Below are 17,473 nucleotides of genomic sequence, written 5' to 3' on the forward strand. Positions count from 1 at the left end.
GGGGGGGCGGGCGGCGGGGGGGGGGCGGCGGGGCGCGGGGCGGTCCCCCGAACCGCCCGGCGCCTCCCCCGCCCCCGTGTCACCGTGGTCCTTGCCGGCCGCCCCCTCGGGCACCGGTCCGTGCAGCCACGCCTTCAGCGGGCCGTTCTTGCTCGCCACCGTCACCGGGTGGAAGTCGGCGGCCGGGATGCCGGGATGGTCGTGGCGTACGACCCCGGCGTGCAGCGCGTCCGAGACGCACAGGGCGAAGTCGGCGCGGCGCTCGCGCAGGGCGGCCCGCAGTACGTCCGCGTCCAGCAGCCGGCAGGCGTGGTTGAGGTCGGAGCCGACCCAGCCGTCGTGCCTGTCCACGGCGACGAACCCGGTGGCGAGGACACCGCGCAGCCGGATCTGCGCGGAGCTCGACGCCATCCGGTTGACCGTCCGCAGCTGCGCCGGGACTTCCGTGAGCAGGGCCCGCAGCAGTGCCGTGACCGGGGCGCCCGCGTCGATCAGCTCCATCACCGAGTCCCCGCGATCGGCCCGCAGCCGGCGGGTCTCGTCGATGCCCGCGCGCTCCAGCGTGCGGTCGGCGATGTCGTAGAGCATGCGCCGCAGATAGGCCTGCTCCACGTCGTCCCGGTCGCTGAACCTCTCGATGTCCAGCAACAGGATCGTGCGGCTCACGGGGTCGGTCATGGTCGCCTCTCGAGGGGGGTGTGCGCGTGCAGAGCAGCAGCGTGGTGGTGAGGCGGCCTCGGCGGTGAGGGCGTATGACGCACTCGGAGTGTGACCGTGTGCACAGAAGGGCCCCTGGGGTGCGCGGTGGAGGACGGCGGCGCGCGTGATGGAGGACGGCGGCCCGCTCAGTCCTCCGTAGGCCCCGGCGGCGACGGGATCCCCGTCGCCGGGCCTGTGGCGGCTATGCGGCGCAGGATGTCCGGCCGCATGATCAGCATGGTGCGGCGGCCCGTGGCGACGGCCTCCTTGTCGCGCAGCTCCCGCAGCAGGCGTTGCACCATCTCCCGGGACGCCCCGACCGAGCCCGCCAACTCCTGCTTGCTGAGCGGTACGGCCAGTTCGATGCCTTGCGGGGTGCGGCGGCCGTGGGTGCGGGCCAGGTCCAGGAGCAGGATGGCGAAGCGCTCCCGCACGCTCATCGACGCGAACTCCAGGCGGCGCCGGTCGGCCGCGCGGGTGCGGTCCGCGGTCAGCCCGAGCAGGGCGAAGGAGACCGCGGGGGAGCGGTTGAGGAAGTCCTTGAAACGGTCGCGCTCCACCGCCACCGCCCGGACAGGCTCCAGCGCGGTCACCGTCGCCGACCGCGGGCGTCCGGTCAGCGCCGCCGACTCGCCGACGATGTCGCCGGGGCCGCGCAGGGCCAGCAGGGCCTCGTAGCCGTTGGCGGCCGAGGCGGTGACCTTGGTCCAGCCGTGGGCGAGGAAGAGCACGTGCGAGGAGGGTTCGTGCTGGCGGACCAGGACCATGCGGGGCGTGAAGTCCAGCGAGCGGCCCAGGGCCAGCAGCGCCGAGCGGTCCTCGCTCTCCAGCCGGGCCAGGAACGGGACCCGGTCGTCCAGGCCGCCGTCGTCCGGTGAGTACACGGTCGTCCTGATTGTCATGCCCATCCCCCGATTCCCCGCAGCGGATCGATCAACGTACTGAAAGCGCAAGATCGCGGAGCGTGAAAGGGCGCAAATCGGCCAATGATGGAAGAGATCTCTGGAAATGATCGGCCCGCCGGTGCTCCAGAAGCCTTGAACCGGCCCGTTCGGCGGTGTCCCGCCCGTCCGTCGGACGGCGATCGCGGCGCAGGCCGGCTGTCCGCCGTCGGCTCGCATGGCCAGAATTTGACGCCCCGGTAACCTGAGATTCGCCGCCTGGTGTGTCAGGCGGCCACTTCGGCGACACCAAGGGGCGTTATGGGGGCGTTCGGGTCGCGGTGCGGGTGGAAACCGCGGATTCGAAGATCGCGGAGGGGTCGCGGCTTCGTCTTGTTCGCTGTGGGTCGACCGGCCCTACCCATTTGTTTTGACCGCAGCGAATGAGGTAGGTACCCTCGGACCTTGTGCCTGGGGTGTGCCCTGGCCCTCGTGCGTGCCTTGAACCGCACGCGGGGTCCTGGACCGGCCACCGCAATCTGCGCTCTCTCCGCCTTACGGCGAAGGTCTGCGGGATTCGACACACCCGACCGCGTGGGTCGGCGAATGTTCCAGGTTAGCTTCACCATTCGGCACACAGAAACCGGAGAAGTAGTGCCTACGATCCAGCAGCTGGTCCGGAAGGGCCGGCAGGACAAGGTCGAGAAGAACAAGACGCCCGCACTCGAGGGTTCGCCCCAGCGTCGTGGCGTCTGCACGCGTGTGTTCACGACCACCCCGAAGAAGCCGAACTCGGCCCTGCGTAAGGTCGCGCGTGTGCGTCTGACCAGCGGTATCGAGGTCACTGCTTACATTCCGGGTGAGGGACACAACCTGCAGGAGCACTCCATCGTGCTCGTGCGCGGCGGCCGTGTGAAGGACCTGCCGGGTGTTCGCTACAAGATCATCCGTGGTTCCCTGGACACCCAGGGCGTCAAGAACCGCAAGCAGGCCCGCAGCCGCTACGGCGCCAAGAAGGAGAAGTAAGAATGCCTCGTAAGGGCCCCGCCCCGAAGCGCCCGGTCATCATCGACCCGGTCTACGGTTCTCCTCTTGTCACGTCGCTGATCAACAAGGTGCTGCTGAACGGCAAGCGCTCCACCGCCGAGCGCATCGTGTACGGCGCCATGGAGGGCCTGCGCGAGAAGACCAGCAACGACCCGGTCATCACGCTGAAGCGCGCGCTGGAGAACATCAAGCCCACCCTTGAGGTCAAGTCCCGCCGTGTCGGTGGCGCGACCTACCAGGTTCCGATCGAGGTCAAGCCCGGTCGCGCCAACACCCTCGCGCTGCGCTGGCTCGTCGGTTACTCGCGCGCCCGTCGCGAGAAGACCATGACCGAGCGCCTGCTCAACGAACTTCTCGACGCGTCCAACGGCCTCGGTGCCGCTGTGAAGAAGCGCGAGGACACCCACAAGATGGCCGAGTCCAACAAGGCCTTCGCGCACTACCGCTGGTAGTCGCAGACCCCATCGAGACCGAGAGAAGACTGAAGCCTTATGGCTACCACTTCACTTGACCTGGCCAAGGTCCGCAACATCGGGATCATGGCCCACATCGACGCGGGCAAGACGACCACCACCGAGCGGATCCTCTTCTACACCGGCGTCAGCTACAAGATCGGTGAGGTCCACGACGGCGCCGCCACCATGGACTGGATGGAGCAGGAGCAGGAGCGTGGCATCACGATCACCTCTGCTGCCACCACCTGTCACTGGCCGCTCGAGGACAACGACTACACGATCAACATCATCGACACCCCGGGGCACGTCGACTTCACCGTCGAGGTGGAGCGTTCGCTGCGCGTCCTCGACGGTGCCGTCACGGTGTTCGACGGTGTCGCCGGTGTCGAGCCGCAGTCCGAGACGGTGTGGCGTCAGGCCGACCGTTACGGTGTGCCGCGCATCTGCTTCGTGAACAAGCTGGACCGCACCGGTGCCGAGTTCCACCGCTGCGTCGACATGATCAAGGACCGGCTCGGCGCCGTTCCGATCATCATGCAGCTGCCGATCGGTGCCGAGATGGACTTCAAGGGCGTTGTGGACCTGGTCCGCATGAAGGCGCTCGTGTGGTCCGCCGAGGCGGCGAAGGGCGAGATGTACGACGTCGTCGACATCCCCGCCACGCACGCCGAGGCCGCCGAGGAGTACCGCGGCAAGCTGGTCGAGACCGTCGCGGAGCACGACGACGAGATCATGGAGCTGTTCCTGGAGGGCCAGGAGCCCACCGAGGAGCAGCTGTACGCCGCGATCCGTCGCGTCACCATCGCGTCCGGCAAGTCCAACGACGTCACGGTCACCCCGGTGTTCTGTGGCACCGCGTTCAAGAACAAGGGCGTCCAGCCCCTGCTCGACGCGGTCGTGCGCTACCTGCCGACCCCGCTCGACGTCGAGGCCATCGAGGGTCACGACGTCAAGGACCCCGAGGTCGTCGTCAAGCGCAAGCCGTCGGACGACGAGCCGCTGTCCGCGCTCGCCTTCAAGATCATGAGCGACCCGCACCTGGGCAAGCTCACGTTCGTCCGGATCTACTCCGGTCGCCTGGAGTCCGGCACCGCGGTGCTGAACTCGGTCAAGGGCAAGAAGGAGCGCATCGGCAAGATCTACCGCATGCACGCGAACAAGCGTGAGGAGATCGAGTCGGTGGGCGCCGGCGACATCGTCGCCGTGATGGGCCTCAAGCAGACCACCACCGGTGAGACGCTGAGCGACGACAAGAACCCGGTCATCCTGGAGTCCATGGACTTCCCGGCGCCGGTCATCCAGGTCGCCATCGAGCCCAAGTCCAAGGGTGACCAGGAGAAGCTGGGTGTCGCCATCCAGCGTCTCGCGGAGGAGGACCCCTCCTTCCAGGTTCACTCGGACGAGGAGACCGGTCAGACCATCATCGGTGGTATGGGCGAACTGCACCTCGAGGTGCTGGTCGACCGTATGCGCCGTGAGTTCAAGGTCGAGGCCAACGTCGGCAAGCCGCAGGTCGCGTACCGCGAGACGATCCGTAAGGCCGTCGAGCGTCTTGACTACACCCACAAGAAGCAGACCGGTGGTACCGGTCAGTTCGCCAAGGTGCAGATCGCGATCGAGCCGATCGAGGGCGGCGACGCCTCGTACGAGTTCGTGAACAAGGTCACCGGTGGCCGCATCCCGAAGGAGTACATCCCTTCGGTCGACGCCGGTGCGCAGGAAGCCATGCAGTTCGGCATCCTGGCCGGCTACGAGATGACGGGCGTCCGCGTCATTCTTCTCGACGGTGGCTACCACGAGGTCGACTCCTCCGAACTCGCGTTCAAGATCGCCGGTTCGCAGGCCTTCAAGGAGGCCGCGCGCAAGGCCAGCCCCGTGCTGCTCGAGCCGATGATGGCCGTCGAGGTCACCACGCCCGAGGACTACATGGGTGAGGTCATCGGCGACATCAACTCCCGCCGTGGTCAGATCCAGGCCATGGAGGAGCGTATGGGCGCCCGGATCGTCAAGGGTCTGGTGCCGCTCTCGGAGATGTTCGGCTACGTCGGCGACCTCCGCAGCAAGACCTCGGGTCGCGCAAGCTACTCGATGCAGTTCGACTCCTACGCCGAGGTTCCGCGGAACGTCGCCGAGGAGATCATCGCGAAGGCCAAGGGCGAGTAACGCACTTCGTTCACACGCTTTAGGCTTGACACCGACCGCCGGGGTTCGACCGGTAAGGGAAAACCCCGGCGGGCGGCACCCCAGCAAAGATCACCTGGCGCCGATGAGTAAGGCGTACAGAACCACTCCGTAGGAGGACCCCAGTGGCGAAGGCGAAGTTCGAGCGGACTAAGCCGCACGTCAACATCGGCACCATCGGTCACATCGACCACGGTAAGACGACCCTCACGGCCGCCATTACCAAGGTGCTGCACGACAAGTACCCGGACCTGAACGAGGCCTCGGCCTTCGACCAGATCGACAAGGCTCCTGAGGAGCGTCAGCGCGGTATCACCATCTCCATCGCGCACGTCGAGTACCAGACGGAGGCGCGTCACTACGCCCACGTCGACTGCCCGGGTCACGCGGACTACATCAAGAACATGATCACCGGTGCCGCGCAGATGGACGGCGCGATCCTCGTGGTCGCCGCCACCGACGGCCCGATGCCGCAGACCAAGGAGCACGTGCTCCTGGCCCGCCAGGTCGGCGTGCCGTACATCGTTGTCGCCCTGAACAAGGCCGACATGGTGGACGACGAGGAGATCCTGGAGCTCGTCGAGCTCGAGGTCCGTGAGCTCCTCTCCGAGTACGAGTTCCCGGGCGACGACCTTCCGGTCGTCAAGGTCTCGGCGCTCAAGGCGCTCGAGGGCGACGCCGAGTGGGGCCAGACCGTTCTGGACCTCATGGACGCCGTCGACTCCGCCATCCCGGAGCCGGAGCGCGACGTCGACAAGCCGTTCCTCATGCCCATCGAGGACGTCTTCACGATCACCGGTCGCGGTACGGTCGTCACCGGCCGTATCGAGCGTGGTGTCCTGAAGGTCAACGAGACCGTCGACATCATCGGCATCAAGACCGAGAAGACCACCACCACGGTCACCGGTATCGAGATGTTCCGCAAGCTGCTCGACGAGGGCCAGGCCGGTGAGAACGTCGGTCTGCTGCTCCGCGGCATCAAGCGCGAGGACGTCGAGCGCGGCCAGGTCATCATCAAGCCGGGCTCGGTCACCCCGCACACCGAGTTCGAGGCGCAGGCGTACATCCTGTCCAAGGACGAGGGTGGCCGTCACACGCCGTTCTTCAACAACTACCGTCCGCAGTTCTACTTCCGTACGACGGACGTGACGGGCGTTGTGACCCTCCCCGAGGGCACCGAGATGGTGATGCCGGGTGACAACACCGAGATGAAGGTGGAGCTCATCCAGCCCATCGCCATGGAAGAGGGCCTGAAGTTCGCCATCCGTGAGGGTGGCCGGACGGTCGGCGCCGGCCAGGTCATCAAGATCACGAAGTGATCTTGAGCCTGACCCGGTAGCTCCAGCCTGAGCTGAGCTCCAGAAAGGGCCCGTACGACTTCGGTCGTACGGGCCCTTTCGCTGTGCCGCGGCGCGGGGGCACTGTGGGGCCGGGCCCAGGAAGTGCGGGCCCGTTGTCGCAGGGCTCCTCCACCGGCCGCCGGCTGGGCCGGCCGGCGTTCCGTGGTCGCCTCAGGCGCTCGGGTAGAGGGGCAGGTTCGCCGTCGAGATCGTCCAGTCGGCGATGGTGACGTCCTCGCCGTAGACGAAGTCCTTGCGGGTGGCGTAACGGGGTCCGTCGGGAGTGGAGTGGATGTCGGTGAGGACGGCGCCCGTGCCGCTGCGGGGGTCGAAGACGGCGTAGACGGGGATGCCGATCAGGGGGTAGTCGCGTATCTTCCCGACCCAGTCGTTGCCGGGATTGGAGCGGGACACCACTTCGATGGCGGCGATGAGGCTGCGTGGATCGATCGAGGATTCGGTGTCCAGATCGGTCCAGGCGATCACCATGACGTCAGGGTGGCGCATGATGCCCGCGGGCTCGTCCTCGACGTCGGGGGTGCCGGTGTGGGCCAGCAGCTCGTCCGGCATGACTTCTCCAGCCGGCGGCTGATGTGTGCTGCCGTGACCTCGTGCGGTCCTCCGGCGGCGCAGCGGGTCCTGGGGGAGGTCCGCGGTCAGGGCGTGGCGTACGGCGGTGGGGGTGAACTCCCTTTCCAGCCAGGCGGCGACACCCGGAGCGAGGTGCTCCGCGTCGGTGGCCGAGAGCAGGAGCCGGGGGTCGTGACGGCGGAGGCTCGCGAGGAGATCTGCGGCCGTCTGGAGAAGGGTGGGGGGAGGAGCAGGCGGGCTGGGGGACCGCGGGGAGCTTCCTGCGGGGTGGGCGGCCGTCCTGGGCGGCCCGTCGGGCGGGCGTCCCGGGGTTCGCGGGCTCGTGGCGGTGTCCTGGCCGGTTGCAGGAGACCGTGCGGGTGACGTTGCGGCCGTCGGGGACGCGTTCGCGGGTGCGGCGCAGGTAGCCGTGGGCTTCGAGTTCGCGCAGGGCGGCGGCGATGCGGGCGGAGCCCTTGGGGAGGCGGGCGGTGAGCGTCTTGATGTCGACGCGGGCGCCGGCCGGGAGGGACTGGATGTGGACGGCCAGCCCGATCGCGAGCAGCGACAGCTCCGGGTGCTGGGCGAGGTGGTTGCCGATCACCGTGAAGCGTGTGGTGTGGCGGGCGTTGTCGTGGACGACGCCGGAGTGCGGGTGCCGTCGGTCCGGGTGGTTCTTGCCCGCAGTGCGGGACTGGGCCCGCCGGGGCGCGCTAGGGTGCTGCGTATCCGTCGGGAAGCTCCGTTACTTCCTCGGCGGTCAGGCCCTCGCATCGGGATGCCAGTCCCGGCGGGGGCCGTCGCATGTCTGAGGCTGTGCTGGGTCGCGCTGAGCGTAAGGCAGACAACGGGTTCTGGATCCAGCCGAGTTGGTGATGTTCACTCGGGGGAGTGAGTGCCCGCGGCGGGCGGGAGGGGTGGGGCTCGGCCAGGGTCTTTTCGCCTCGTGGTGCTTGGAGGAGAGCGCCCCTCGCGCCGTGATACGGGCGCCCGGGTTCCGGTGACCGCCGCACGGAGCCTCGCGGGGAGGCCACTGGGTACGGGCGGGCCCGATCAGTGTGCGAGCCGGGGCCCGAGCGTCGGCAGAAGCCGGTCCCGCAGCAGTCGCCGGGCCGGTTCGCTGGACAGCCACAGGAGCTTGTGGTGTGTGCCGTCGGCCATCGTCAGCGTCATGCCGGACGTGGTGACGCCACCGTGCAGACGGGCACGCTCGATCTCGGCGAGCGGGATCACCTTGTTGGTACGGTGCGCCGCGCGGATGGCCTCGGGGTCGTAGCCCATGACCCGGTACGGGGCCCGCGGCGTGACCCCGGAGCCGCCGGTGGAGTTCACGACGGACCCCAGCAGCCCGCTCCGCACGCGGACCAGGGCGTCGGGCAGCAGCCACAGTTCGCCGTGGACCCAGTCCAGCCAGCCGGTCGTGCAGGTGCCCGCCAGAAGCTTCGCGGGCCGCATCCGAAGACGGGACGCCCGCGCCACGGAGTCGTCGAGCAGTGCGTCCCACGCGGCCGGTGAGCCGACCCGGCGAGCTTCCTGGAGCGTGCCCGTCGCCGAGGCGAAGTGGACGTACGCCCAACCGCCTTGATGCGCCTCGACGGTGAGCTCCACCTGCCAGCCGGGCGCGGTGACCCGTACGGCCAGGTGCGCGCGGTCGGGCGTCCACAGGGCCGGGGACACCCGGAGTCCGGCGGCCAGCCAGCGCGGCCGGCGGACCTCCAGCCGCGCCGCGGCCTCGTCCAGATTCATCCGCTGTCTCACGTCGATCATCCTGACGCACGCGGATCGGGGCTTCCCCGGGTTTGACCTACGTCACTCCGGGGGTATTGTCTCCGGCTCGATTGGCGGAGGCCCTGCCCCATATGGCAGACTGTCGGAGTTGCTCGGTCGAGTGTTGATGCTGCGCGCCTCCCGCCGGGAGGACCGGAAGCGAGTCCCACAGTACTCGTCGTCCTAACTGCCCCTGGGCAGCGCTGGGACGGACGTACGGGAATCTTCCGGGAAGTGTCAGTGCAGCACCGGCCAGGCACCCGGTGGGCCTATCGGCCCCCGACCTGCGGTTCCGAAAGGGCCGTGTTCCCCAGCAAGGGATGTCTCAAGTGGGACATCTGTGTGAGTGGGAACGCGACACGCCCGACCGCGTGGGTCGGAGGAAGTGCACGGAATACCGGGTTCCAGAGCGTACGAAGAGACAGGACTACTGAGTAGCCATGGCGGGACAGAAGATCCGCATCCGGCTCAAGGCCTACGACCACGAGGTCATCGACTCCTCGGCGAAGAAGATCGTCGAGACGGTGACCAGGACTGGTGCGTCGGTCGCGGGCCCGGTGCCGCTCCCCACCGAGAAGAACGTGTACTGCGTCATCAAGTCGCCGCACAAGTACAAGGACTCGCGCGAGCACTTCGAGATGCGCACGCACAAGCGCCTGATCGACATTCTCGACCCGACTCCGAAGACCGTTGACTCTCTGATGCGACTCGACCTCCCGGCCGGTGTCGACATCGAGATCAAGCTCTGAAGGCCGGTGATCTGAAGAATGGCTAAGCAGATCAAGGGCATCCTGGGCGAGAAGCTCGGCATGACGCAGGTGTGGGACGAGAACAACCGCGTTGTTCCGGTCACCGTCGTCAAGGCCGGCCCCAACGTCGTCACCCAGGTCCGTACGAACGACGCCGACGGCTACGAGTCGGTCCAGATCGCCTTCGGCGAGATCGACCCGCGCAAGGTGAACAAGCCCCTCAAGGGCCACTTCGCCAAGGCCGACGTCACTCCCCGCCGCCACCTCGTCGAGATCCGTACCGCTGACGCCAGCGAGTACACCCTCGGCCAGGAGATCACCGCCGAGGTGTTCGAGGCCGGCATCAAGGTCGACGTGACCGGCAAGAGTAAGGGCAAGGGCTTCGCCGGTGTCATGAAGCGTCACAACTTCAAGGGCCTCGGCGCCGGACACGGCACCCAGCGCAAGCACCGCTCCCCCGGTTCCATCGGTGGCTGCGCCACCCCGGGCCGCGTGTTCAAGGGCCTCCGCATGGCGGGTCGCATGGGCAACGAGCGGGTCACCACCCAGAACCTGACCGTCCACGCCGTTGACGCGGAGAAGGGTCTGCTGCTCATCAAGGGCGCGGTTCCCGGTCCGAACGGCGGCCTCGTCCTGGTCCGCACCGCGGCCAAGGGGGCCTGAGGTAACCGATGAGCACTGTTGACATCCTTTCGCCTGCCGGCGAGAAGACCGGTAGCGTCGAGCTCCCCGCGGAGATCTTCGGCGTGGAGAAGATCAGCATCCCGCTGATCCACCAGGTCGTCGTCGCGCAGAACGCCGCTGCCCGTCAGGGCACGCACAAGACCAAGCGTCGCGGTGAGGTCCGTGGTGGCGGCAAGAAGCCGTACCGCCAGAAGGGCACCGGTCGCGCCCGTCAGGGTTCGACCCGCGCGCCGCAGTTCGCCGGTGGTGGCGTCGTCCACGGCCCGCAGCCGCGTGACTACTCGCAGCGGACCCCGAAGAAGATGAAGGCCGCGGCCCTGCGCCACGCCCTCACCGACCGGGCCCGTCACAACCGCATCCACGTCGTCACCGGCGTGGTCGAGGGCGACATCTCCACCAAGGCCGCGAAGACGCTGTTCGGCAAGATCTCGGAGCGCAAGAACCTGCTCCTGGTCGTCGAGCGCAGCGACGAGACCGCGTGGCTGTCCGCCCGCAACCTGCCCCAGGTCCACATCCTGGAGCCGGGCCAGCTGAACACGTACGACGTTCTCGTCTCGGACGACGTGGTCTTCACCCAGTCCGCGTTCGAGTCCTTCGTGTCCGGCCCGAAGGCCAATGACACCGAAGGGAGCGAGGCCTGATGGCTACGCGTCACCCGAGCATCGCCTCGAAGGCGGCCAAGGCGGCCAAGGCCGCGCGCGTCGCCAAGGCGAAGCGCCACGCCACCGAGGGCAAGAACACCGTCGAGACGCCGCTGAGCAAGTCCTTCACGGATCCCCGTGACGTGCTCCTCAAGCCGGTCGTCTCGGAGAAGAGCTACGCGCTGCTCGACGAGGGCAAGTACACCTTCGTCGTGGCGCCCGGTTCCAACAAGACCCAGATCAAGGAGGCCGTCCAGGCGGTCTTCTCGGTCAAGGTCACCGGGGTCAACACGATCAACCGCCAGGGCAAGCGCAAGCGCACCAAGAGTGGTTTCGGTAAGCGCGCGGACACCAAGCGCGCGATCGTGACCCTCGCCGAGGGCGACCGTATCGACATCTTCGGCGGTCCGACCGCGTAAGCGGGTCGGATCGTCCGATATCGGACGAGGACTGAGAAATGGGAATCCGCAAGTACAAGCCGACTACGCCGGGCCGTCGTGGCTCCAGCGTCGCCGACTTCGTCGAGGTCACGCGGTCCACGCCGGAGAAGTCGCTGGTCCGCCCGCTGCACAGCAAGGGCGGCCGTAACAACGCCGGTCGTGTGACCGTTCGCCACCAGGGTGGCGGACACAAGCGCGCCTACCGCGTGATCGACTTCCGTCGTCACGACAAGGACGGCGTGCCGGCGAAGGTCGCGCACATCGAGTACGACCCCAACCGCACCGCGCGCATCGCGCTGCTGCACTACGCGGACGGCGAGAAGCGCTACATCCTCGCCCCGCGCAACCTGCAGCAGGGTGACCGCGTCGAGAACGGTCCCGGGGCCGACATCAAGCCGGGCAACAACCTGGCCCTCCGCAACATCCCGGTCGGTACCACGATCCACGCGATCGAGCTCCGTCCCGGTGGCGGTGCCAAGTTCGCCCGCTCCGCCGGCGCCTCGGTGCAGCTGCTCGCGAAGGAGGGCTCGATGGCCCACCTCCGCATGCCCTCCGGTGAGATCCGCCTGGTCGACCAGCGCTGCCGCGCCACGGTCGGCGAGGTCGGCAACGCCGAGCAGAGCAACATCAACTGGGGCAAGGCCGGGCGTAAGCGCTGGCTGGGCGTCCGCCCGACCGTTCGCGGTGTGGCGATGAACCCGGTTGACCACCCGCACGGTGGTGGTGAGGGCAAGACCTCCGGTGGTCGTCACCCGGTCTCGCCGTGGGGTCAGAAGGAGGGTCGTACTCGTTCGCCGAAGAAGGCTTCGAACAAGTACATCGTCCGCCGCCGCAAGACGAACAAGAAGCGCTAGGAGCGGGTTTAGATGCCGCGCAGTCTCAAGAAGGGGCCCTTCGTCGACGACCACCTGATCAAGAAGGTGGACGTACAGAACGAAGCCGGCACCAAGAACGTCATCAAGACCTGGTCCCGTCGCTCGATGATCATCCCGGCCATGCTGGGCCACACGATCGCGGTGCACAACGGCAAGACCCACATTCCGGTGTTTGTCACCGAGTCGATGGTCGGCCACAAGCTCGGCGAGTTCTCGCCGACGCGCACCTTCCGGGGTCACGTCAAGGACGACCGGAAGTCGAAGCGCCGCTAGTAGCGGGGTGGAATGACCATGACAGACACTGGAAGGACAACCATGGAAGCCAGGGCCCAGGCGCGGTACATCCGCGTCACGCCCATGAAGGCCCGCCGGGTGGTGGACCTTATCCGTGGCATGGACGCCACGGAGGCTCAGGCGGTCCTGCGTTTCGCCCCGCAGGCCGCGAGCGTGCCGGTCGGCAAGGTGCTGGACAGCGCCATTGCCAACGCCGCGCACAACTACGACCACACTGACGCCGACAGCCTCTTCATCTCCGAGGCGTACGTCGACGAGGGTCCGACCCTGAAGCGGTTCCGTCCGCGTGCCCAGGGCCGTGCCTACCGGATCCGCAAGCGGACCAGCCACATCACCGTGGTCGTCAGCAGCAAGGAAGGAACCCGGTAATGGGCCAGAAGGTAAACCCGCATGGGTTCCGGCTCGGTGTCACGACCGACTTCAAGTCGCGTTGGTACGCCGACAAGCTGTACAAGGACTACGTCAAGGAAGACGTCGCCATCCGTCGGATGATGACGTCCGGCATGGAGCGCGCCGGCATCTCGAAGGTGGAGATCGAGCGCACCCGTGACCGCGTCCGTGTGGACATCCACACCGCGCGTCCGGGCATCGTCATCGGCCGCCGTGGCGCCGAGGCCGACCGCATCCGCGGTGACCTCGAGAAGCTGACGGGCAAGCAGGTCCAGCTGAACATCCTCGAGGTCAAGAACCCCGAGACCGACGCTCAGCTGGTTGCCCAGGCCGTCGCCGAGCAGCTCTCCTCCCGCGTCTCCTTCCGTCGGGCCATGCGTAAGAGCATGCAGTCCGCCATGAAGGCCGGCGCCAAGGGCATCAAGATCCAGTGCGGTGGCCGCCTCGGTGGCGCCGAGATGTCCCGCTCGGAGTTCTACCGCGAGGGCCGTGTGCCCCTGCACACGCTCCGCGCGAACGTGGACTACGGCTTCTTCGAGGCCAAGACGACCTTCGGCCGCATCGGCGTGAAGGTCTGGATCTACAAGGGCGATGTCAAGAACATCGCCGAGGTCCGCGCCGAGAACGCTGCTGCCCGCGCCGGCAACCGCCCGGCCCGTGGCGGCGCTGACCGCCCGGCCCGTGGTGGCCGCGGTGGCGAGCGTGGCGGTCGCGGTCGCAAGCCGCAGCAGGCTCCCGCTGCCGAGGCCCCCAAGGCCGAGGCTCCGGCTGCCGCTCCGGCTGAGAGCACCGGAACGGAGGCCTGACCGACATGCTGATCCCCCGTAGGGTCAAGCACCGCAAGCAGCACCACCCGAAGCGCCGTGGTCAGGCCAAGGGCGGTACGACGGTCTCGTTCGGCGAGTACGGCATTCAGGCCCTCACGCCGGCGTACGTGACCAACCGCCAGATCGAGGCGGCCCGTATCGCGATGACCCGCCACATCAAGCGTGGCGGCAAGGTCTGGATCAACATCTACCCGGACCGCCCGCTGACGAAGAAGCCTGCCGAGACCCGCATGGGTTCCGGTAAGGGTTCTCCGGAATGGTGGATCGCGAACGTGCACCCGGGCCGGGTCATGTTCGAGCTGTCCTACCCCAACGAGAAGATCGCCCGTGAGGCCCTCACTCGCGCAGCCCACAAGCTGCCGATGAAGTGCCGGATCGTCAAGCGCGAGGCAGGTGAAGCGTGATGTCGGCCGGTACCAAGGCGTCCGAGCTGCGCGAACTGGGTGACGAGGAGCTTCTGGCGAAGCTTCGCGAAGCCAAGGAAGAGCTGTTCAACCTCCGCTTCCAGGCGGCGACGGGTCAGCTCGAGAACCACGGTCGGCTGAAGGCCGTCCGTAAGGACATCGCGCGGATCTACACCCTGATGCGTGAGCGCGAGCTGGGCATCGAGACGGTGGAGAGCGCCTGATGAGCGAGAGCAACGTGACTGAGACCAACGAGCAGCGTGGTTTCCGCAAGACCCGTGAGGGTCTGGTCGTCAGCGACAAGATGGACAAGACCGTCGTCGTCGCCGTCGAGGACCGCGTGAAGCACGCGCTGTACGGCAAGGTCATCCGCCGTACGAACAAGCTCAAGGCCCACGACGAGCAGAACGCCGCCGGCGTCGGCGACCGTGTCCTCCTCGCGGAGACCCGGCCGCTGTCTGCGACGAAGCGCTGGCGCATCGTCGAGATCCTCGAGAAGGCCAAGTAATCCCTCCTAGGGGGACCCCCTAGGCATCGTTCCGCCAGGCTCGGGGCGGGTCGCCGTCGTGCGCACCGCCCCGGGAACCGGCAGACAACCAGGAGATAGACGTGATCCAGCAGGAGTCGCGACTGCGTGTCGCCGACAACACTGGTGCGAAGGAGATCCTTTGCATCCGTGTGCTCGGTGGCTCCGGTCGCCGCTACGCGGGCATCGGTGACGTCATCGTCGCCACCGTCAAGGACGCGATCCCCGGCGGCAACGTGAAGAAGGGTGACGTCGTCAAGGCCGTCATCGTTCGCACCGTCAAGGAGCGCCGCCGTCCGGACGGCTCGTACATCCGCTTCGACGAGAACGCCGCCGTCATTCTGAAGAACGACGGCGACCCTCGCGGCACCCGTATCTTCGGCCCCGTCGGCCGTGAGCTGCGCGAGAAGAAGTTCATGAAGATCATCTCGCTCGCGCCGGAGGTGCTGTAAGCATGAAGATCAAGAAGGGCGACCTGGTCCAGGTCATCACCGGTAAGGACAAGGGCAAGCAGGGCAAGGTCATCGCGGCCTTCCCCCGCGAGGACCGTGTCCTGGTCGAGGGTGTCAACCGGGTCAAGAAGCACACGAAGGCCGGCCCGACCGCCAGCGGTTCCCAGGCCGGCGGCATCGTGACCACCGAGGCCCCGATCCACGTTTCCAACGTTCAGCTGGTCGTGGAGAAGGACGGCAACAAGGTCGTCACGCGTGTCGGTTACCGCTTCGACGACGAGGGCAACAAGATCCGCGTTGCCAAGCGGACGGGTGAGGACATCTGATGGCTACCACCACCACCCCGCGTCTGAAGCAGAAGTACCGCGAGGAGATCGCGGGCAAGCTGCGTGACGAGTTCAAGTACGAGAACGTCATGCAGATCCCCGGCCTCGTCAAGATCGTGGTCAACATGGGTGTCGGCGACGCCGCCCGTGACTCGAAGCTCATGGACGGTGCCGTCCGTGACCTGACCACGATCACCGGTCAGAAGCCGGCCATCACCAAGGCCCGCAAGTCCATCGCGCAGTTCAAGCTGCGTGAGGGTCAGCCGATCGGTGCCCACGTCACGCTCCGTGGCGACCGCATGTGGGAGTTCCTGGACCGCACCCTGTCGCTCGCGCTCCCGCGCATCCGCGACTTCCGCGGCCTGTCCCCCAAGCAGTTCGACGGCCGTGGCAACTACACCTTCGGTCTCACGGAGCAGGTCATGTTCCACGAGATCGACCAGGACAAGATCGACCGCGTCCGGGGTATGGACATCACCGTGGTCACCACGGCGACCAACGACGCTGAGGGCCGCGCGCTCCTTCGTCACCTCGGCTTCCCCTTCAAGGAGGCGTGAGCGAGATGGCGAAGAAGGCTCTGATCGCGAAGGCTGCTCGCAAGCCCAAGTTCGGCGTGCGTGGCTACACGCGCTGCCAGCGCTGCGGCCGTCCCCACTCCGTGTACCGCAAGTTCGGCCTGTGCCGCGTGTGCCTTCGTGAGATGGCTCACCGTGGCGAGCTGCCGGGCGTGACCAAGAGCTCCTGGTAATCCCCTACTTAGGGATTCCAAGGGCTCTCGGTAAGCACTGGGCGTGTCAGGTGCCCACCTCTCCATGGCTTAGGCTTGGAGGGTTGGGCGCCTGACTGCCGCCCGTACGACTTACTACGCCGTAGGTCCACCGCGCCGCACCCGTCCCGTCCCGGATCGGGGAGAGGGATGGCGCACCAGGAAACCCCGGCGAGAGAGGCCGAAGGCCAATTCATGACCATGACTGATCCGATCGCAGACATGCTTACGCGTCTGCGGAACGCGAACTCGGCATACCACGACTCCGTGACGATGCCGGCATCGAAGATCAAGTCTCACATCGCGGAGATCCTCCAGCAGGAGGGCTTCATCACGGGCTGGAAGGTCGAGGACGCCGAAGTCGGCAAGAACCTCGTCCTGGAGCTGAAGTTCGGCCCCAACCGTGAGCGCTCCATCGCGGGCATCAAGCGGATTTCCAAGCCCGGTCTCCGGGTTTACGCGAAGTCCACCAACCTGCCGAAGGTGCTCGGCGGCCTCGGCGTGGCGATCATCTCCACGTCGCACGGTCTCCTCACCGACAAGCAGGCCGGCAAGAAGGGCGTGGGTGGGGAAGTCCTCGCCTACGTCTGGTAGCGGAAGGGAACGGAGGAAACAGCTATGTCGCGTATTGGCAAGCTCCCCATCACGGTTCCCGCCGGCGTGGACGTCACCATCGATGGCCGCACGGTCTCGGTCAAGGGCCCCAAGGGCTCGCTGACCCACACCGTTGTCGCGCCGATCGACATCGTCAAGGGTGAGGACGGCGTTCTGAACGTCACCCGCCCGAACGACGAGCGTCAGAACAAGGCCCTGCACGGCCTGTCCCGCACGCTGGTGGCGAACATGATCACCGGCGTGACCCAGGGTTACGTGAAGAAGCTCGAGATCAGCGGTGTCGGTTACCGCGTTACGGCCAAGGGTTCGAACCTCGAGTTCGCGCTCGGCTACAGCCACCCGATCACCGTCGAGGCGCCCGAGGGCATCACCTTCAAGGTGGAGACCCCGACCCGCTTCCAGGTCGAGGGCATCGACAAGCAGAAGGTCGGCGAGGTTGCGGCCAACATCCGCAAGCTGCGCAAGCCCGACCCGTACAAGGCCAAGGGCGTCAAGTACGAGGGCGAAGTCATCCGCCGCAAGGTCGGAAAGGCGGGTAAGTAAG

At 67.2% G+C, this 17,473-nt stretch carries 24 protein-coding genes and 2 pseudogenes; 21 read left to right on the plus strand and 5 right to left on the minus strand.

Annotated features, from left to right (window positions below; all coding sequences use genetic code 11):
• The coding region (locus ACFV0T_RS09660) for a hypothetical protein (RefSeq protein ID WP_385776335.1) at positions 1 to 678 on the minus strand (678 nt) is incomplete at its 3' end.
• A 167-nt stretch (positions 679 to 845) separates the two neighbouring features.
• Complete coding sequence (locus ACFV0T_RS09665; RefSeq protein ID WP_385776337.1) at positions 846 to 1,601, minus strand: Crp/Fnr family transcriptional regulator; 756 nt, start codon at positions 1,599 to 1,601, stop codon at positions 846 to 848.
• A gap of 633 nt (positions 1,602 to 2,234) precedes the next feature.
• Here ACFV0T_RS09665 and rpsL point away from each other — a divergent pair.
• The 4 genes from rpsL (at position 2,235) to tuf (ending at position 6,582) form a co-directional block, all read left to right on the plus strand.
• Positions 2,235 to 2,606: a 30S ribosomal protein S12 gene (gene rpsL / locus ACFV0T_RS09670; RefSeq protein ID WP_003948652.1), complete on the plus strand. Its 372-nt coding sequence runs from the start codon at positions 2,235 to 2,237 to the stop codon at positions 2,604 to 2,606.
• A 2-nt stretch (positions 2,607 to 2,608) separates the two neighbouring features.
• Complete coding sequence (gene rpsG / locus ACFV0T_RS09675) at positions 2,609 to 3,079, plus strand: 30S ribosomal protein S7 (RefSeq protein WP_005481264.1); 471 nt, start codon at positions 2,609 to 2,611, stop codon at positions 3,077 to 3,079.
• 39 nt (positions 3,080 to 3,118) lie between these two features.
• The gene (gene fusA, locus ACFV0T_RS09680) at positions 3,119 to 5,245 is read left to right on the plus strand and encodes an elongation factor G (protein ID WP_385776339.1); all 2,127 of its coding nucleotides are present in this window, start codon (positions 3,119 to 3,121) and stop codon (positions 5,243 to 5,245) included.
• Between the two features lie 143 nt (positions 5,246 to 5,388).
• Complete coding sequence (tuf, locus tag ACFV0T_RS09685) at positions 5,389 to 6,582, plus strand: elongation factor Tu (RefSeq protein WP_385776341.1); 1,194 nt, start codon at positions 5,389 to 5,391, stop codon at positions 6,580 to 6,582.
• A 192-nt stretch (positions 6,583 to 6,774) separates the two neighbouring features.
• Here the strand turns inward: tuf and ACFV0T_RS09690 are convergent.
• From ACFV0T_RS09690 to ACFV0T_RS09700, 3 genes and pseudogenes are all read right to left on the minus strand, one after another.
• A pseudogene (locus tag ACFV0T_RS09690) lies at positions 6,775 to 7,226 on the minus strand (Uma2 family endonuclease); the annotation flags it as partial.
• A pseudogene (locus ACFV0T_RS09695) lies at positions 7,186 to 7,777 on the minus strand (helix-turn-helix domain-containing protein); the annotation flags it as partial. The pseudogenes ACFV0T_RS09695 and ACFV0T_RS09690, both read right to left, overlap by 41 nt.
• Positions 7,778 to 8,226: 449 nt before the next feature.
• On the minus strand, positions 8,227 to 8,931 hold the full coding sequence (locus ACFV0T_RS09700; protein WP_385776343.1) for a hypothetical protein: 705 nt from the start codon (positions 8,929 to 8,931) through the stop codon (positions 8,227 to 8,229).
• Positions 8,932 to 9,380: 449 nt separating this feature from the next.
• Here ACFV0T_RS09700 and rpsJ point away from each other — a divergent pair, with 449 nt between their 5' ends.
• The 17 genes from rpsJ (at position 9,381) to rplF (ending at position 17,472) form a co-directional block, all read left to right on the plus strand.
• Entirely contained in the window at positions 9,381 to 9,689 is a 309-nt protein-coding gene (gene rpsJ / locus ACFV0T_RS09705; RefSeq protein ID WP_003948644.1) for a 30S ribosomal protein S10, read from the plus strand.
• An 18-nt stretch (positions 9,690 to 9,707) separates the two neighbouring features.
• Positions 9,708 to 10,352, plus strand: coding sequence for a 50S ribosomal protein L3 (gene rplC / locus ACFV0T_RS09710; RefSeq protein WP_007384065.1), 645 nt, complete (start codon positions 9,708 to 9,710; stop codon positions 10,350 to 10,352).
• Between the two features lie 8 nt (positions 10,353 to 10,360).
• Complete coding sequence (rplD, locus tag ACFV0T_RS09715) at positions 10,361 to 11,014, plus strand: 50S ribosomal protein L4 (protein ID WP_385776346.1); 654 nt, start codon at positions 10,361 to 10,363, stop codon at positions 11,012 to 11,014.
• Complete coding sequence (rplW, locus tag ACFV0T_RS09720; RefSeq protein ID WP_152888000.1) at positions 11,014 to 11,433, plus strand: 50S ribosomal protein L23; 420 nt, start codon at positions 11,014 to 11,016, stop codon at positions 11,431 to 11,433. The genes rplD and rplW overlap by 1 nt, the downstream gene beginning before the upstream one ends.
• Before the next feature lie 38 nt (positions 11,434 to 11,471).
• On the plus strand, positions 11,472 to 12,308 hold the full coding sequence (gene rplB, locus ACFV0T_RS09725) for a 50S ribosomal protein L2 (RefSeq protein WP_007494772.1): 837 nt from the start codon (positions 11,472 to 11,474) through the stop codon (positions 12,306 to 12,308).
• 12 nt (positions 12,309 to 12,320) lie between these two features.
• The gene (gene rpsS / locus ACFV0T_RS09730) at positions 12,321 to 12,602 is read left to right on the plus strand and encodes a 30S ribosomal protein S19 (protein ID WP_005481224.1); all 282 of its coding nucleotides are present in this window, start codon (positions 12,321 to 12,323) and stop codon (positions 12,600 to 12,602) included.
• 42 nt (positions 12,603 to 12,644) lie between these two features.
• Positions 12,645 to 12,992, plus strand: coding sequence for a 50S ribosomal protein L22 (rplV, locus tag ACFV0T_RS09735; protein ID WP_003974262.1), 348 nt, complete (start codon positions 12,645 to 12,647; stop codon positions 12,990 to 12,992).
• Complete coding sequence (gene rpsC, locus ACFV0T_RS09740) at positions 12,992 to 13,819, plus strand: 30S ribosomal protein S3 (protein ID WP_004927271.1); 828 nt, start codon at positions 12,992 to 12,994, stop codon at positions 13,817 to 13,819. Before rplV ends, rpsC begins: the two co-directional genes overlap by 1 nt.
• Positions 13,820 to 13,824: 5 nt before the next feature.
• Positions 13,825 to 14,244 carry a 50S ribosomal protein L16 gene (rplP, locus tag ACFV0T_RS09745; protein WP_006140905.1) on the plus strand — a complete coding sequence of 140 codons (420 nt, stop codon included), beginning with the start codon at positions 13,825 to 13,827 and terminating at the stop codon, positions 14,242 to 14,244.
• Positions 14,244 to 14,468: a 50S ribosomal protein L29 gene (gene rpmC, locus ACFV0T_RS09750; protein ID WP_003998824.1), complete on the plus strand. Its 225-nt coding sequence runs from the start codon at positions 14,244 to 14,246 to the stop codon at positions 14,466 to 14,468. The genes rplP and rpmC overlap by 1 nt, the downstream gene beginning before the upstream one ends.
• Positions 14,468 to 14,752, plus strand: a complete 285-nt coding sequence (gene rpsQ, locus ACFV0T_RS09755) for a 30S ribosomal protein S17 (protein ID WP_385776350.1) — start codon at positions 14,468 to 14,470, stop codon at positions 14,750 to 14,752. Before rpmC ends, rpsQ begins: the two co-directional genes overlap by 1 nt.
• A gap of 101 nt (positions 14,753 to 14,853) precedes the next feature.
• On the plus strand, positions 14,854 to 15,222 hold the full coding sequence (gene rplN / locus ACFV0T_RS09760; RefSeq protein ID WP_003998823.1) for a 50S ribosomal protein L14: 369 nt from the start codon (positions 14,854 to 14,856) through the stop codon (positions 15,220 to 15,222).
• A gap of 2 nt (positions 15,223 to 15,224) precedes the next feature.
• Positions 15,225 to 15,548: a 50S ribosomal protein L24 gene (rplX, locus tag ACFV0T_RS09765; RefSeq protein WP_033272457.1), complete on the plus strand. Its 324-nt coding sequence runs from the start codon at positions 15,225 to 15,227 to the stop codon at positions 15,546 to 15,548.
• Positions 15,548 to 16,105 (plus strand): 50S ribosomal protein L5, encoded by a 558-nt coding sequence (rplE, locus tag ACFV0T_RS09770; RefSeq protein WP_189311919.1) that lies wholly within the window; start codon positions 15,548 to 15,550, stop codon positions 16,103 to 16,105. The genes rplX and rplE overlap by 1 nt, the downstream gene beginning before the upstream one ends.
• Positions 16,106 to 16,110: 5 nt before the next feature.
• Complete coding sequence (locus tag ACFV0T_RS09775; protein WP_003948630.1) at positions 16,111 to 16,296, plus strand: type Z 30S ribosomal protein S14; 186 nt, start codon at positions 16,111 to 16,113, stop codon at positions 16,294 to 16,296.
• A 213-nt stretch (positions 16,297 to 16,509) separates the two neighbouring features.
• The gene (gene rpsH, locus ACFV0T_RS09780) at positions 16,510 to 16,908 is read left to right on the plus strand and encodes a 30S ribosomal protein S8 (RefSeq protein WP_007384075.1); all 399 of its coding nucleotides are present in this window, start codon (positions 16,510 to 16,512) and stop codon (positions 16,906 to 16,908) included.
• A 24-nt stretch (positions 16,909 to 16,932) separates the two neighbouring features.
• Positions 16,933 to 17,472, plus strand: a complete 540-nt coding sequence (gene rplF / locus ACFV0T_RS09785; protein ID WP_317444886.1) for a 50S ribosomal protein L6 — start codon at positions 16,933 to 16,935, stop codon at positions 17,470 to 17,472.
• The last annotated feature ends 1 nt before the right edge of the window (position 17,473 follow it).

The organism is Streptomyces sp. NPDC059582 (assembly GCF_042735715.1).
GTDB lineage: Bacteria > Actinomycetota > Actinomycetes > Streptomycetales > Streptomycetaceae > Streptomyces.

Coding starts and splice junctions, on each gene's coding strand:
- ACFV0T_RS09665 (WP_385776337.1), bottom strand. CDS start 1,601: ATGACAATCAGGACGACCGTGTACTCACCGGACGACGGCGGCCTGGAC.
- rpsG (WP_005481264.1), top strand. CDS start 2,609: ATGCCTCGTAAGGGCCCCGCCCCGAAGCGCCCGGTCATCATCGACCCG.
- fusA (WP_385776339.1), top strand. CDS start 3,119: ATGGCTACCACTTCACTTGACCTGGCCAAGGTCCGCAACATCGGGATC.
- rpsJ (WP_003948644.1), top strand. CDS start 9,381: ATGGCGGGACAGAAGATCCGCATCCGGCTCAAGGCCTACGACCACGAG.
- rplC (WP_007384065.1), top strand. CDS start 9,708: ATGGCTAAGCAGATCAAGGGCATCCTGGGCGAGAAGCTCGGCATGACG.
- rplD (WP_385776346.1), top strand. CDS start 10,361: ATGAGCACTGTTGACATCCTTTCGCCTGCCGGCGAGAAGACCGGTAGC.
- rplW (WP_152888000.1), top strand. CDS start 11,014: ATGGCTACGCGTCACCCGAGCATCGCCTCGAAGGCGGCCAAGGCGGCC.
- rplB (WP_007494772.1), top strand. CDS start 11,472: ATGGGAATCCGCAAGTACAAGCCGACTACGCCGGGCCGTCGTGGCTCC.
- rpsS (WP_005481224.1), top strand. CDS start 12,321: ATGCCGCGCAGTCTCAAGAAGGGGCCCTTCGTCGACGACCACCTGATC.
- rplV (WP_003974262.1), top strand. CDS start 12,645: ATGGAAGCCAGGGCCCAGGCGCGGTACATCCGCGTCACGCCCATGAAG.
- rpsC (WP_004927271.1), top strand. CDS start 12,992: ATGGGCCAGAAGGTAAACCCGCATGGGTTCCGGCTCGGTGTCACGACC.
- rplP (WP_006140905.1), top strand. CDS start 13,825: ATGCTGATCCCCCGTAGGGTCAAGCACCGCAAGCAGCACCACCCGAAG.
- rpmC (WP_003998824.1), top strand. CDS start 14,244: ATGTCGGCCGGTACCAAGGCGTCCGAGCTGCGCGAACTGGGTGACGAG.
- rpsQ (WP_385776350.1), top strand. CDS start 14,468: ATGAGCGAGAGCAACGTGACTGAGACCAACGAGCAGCGTGGTTTCCGC.
- rplX (WP_033272457.1), top strand. CDS start 15,225: ATGAAGATCAAGAAGGGCGACCTGGTCCAGGTCATCACCGGTAAGGAC.
- rplE (WP_189311919.1), top strand. CDS start 15,548: ATGGCTACCACCACCACCCCGCGTCTGAAGCAGAAGTACCGCGAGGAG.
- ACFV0T_RS09775 (WP_003948630.1), top strand. CDS start 16,111: ATGGCGAAGAAGGCTCTGATCGCGAAGGCTGCTCGCAAGCCCAAGTTC.
- rpsH (WP_007384075.1), top strand. CDS start 16,510: ATGACCATGACTGATCCGATCGCAGACATGCTTACGCGTCTGCGGAAC.
- rplF (WP_317444886.1), top strand. CDS start 16,933: ATGTCGCGTATTGGCAAGCTCCCCATCACGGTTCCCGCCGGCGTGGAC.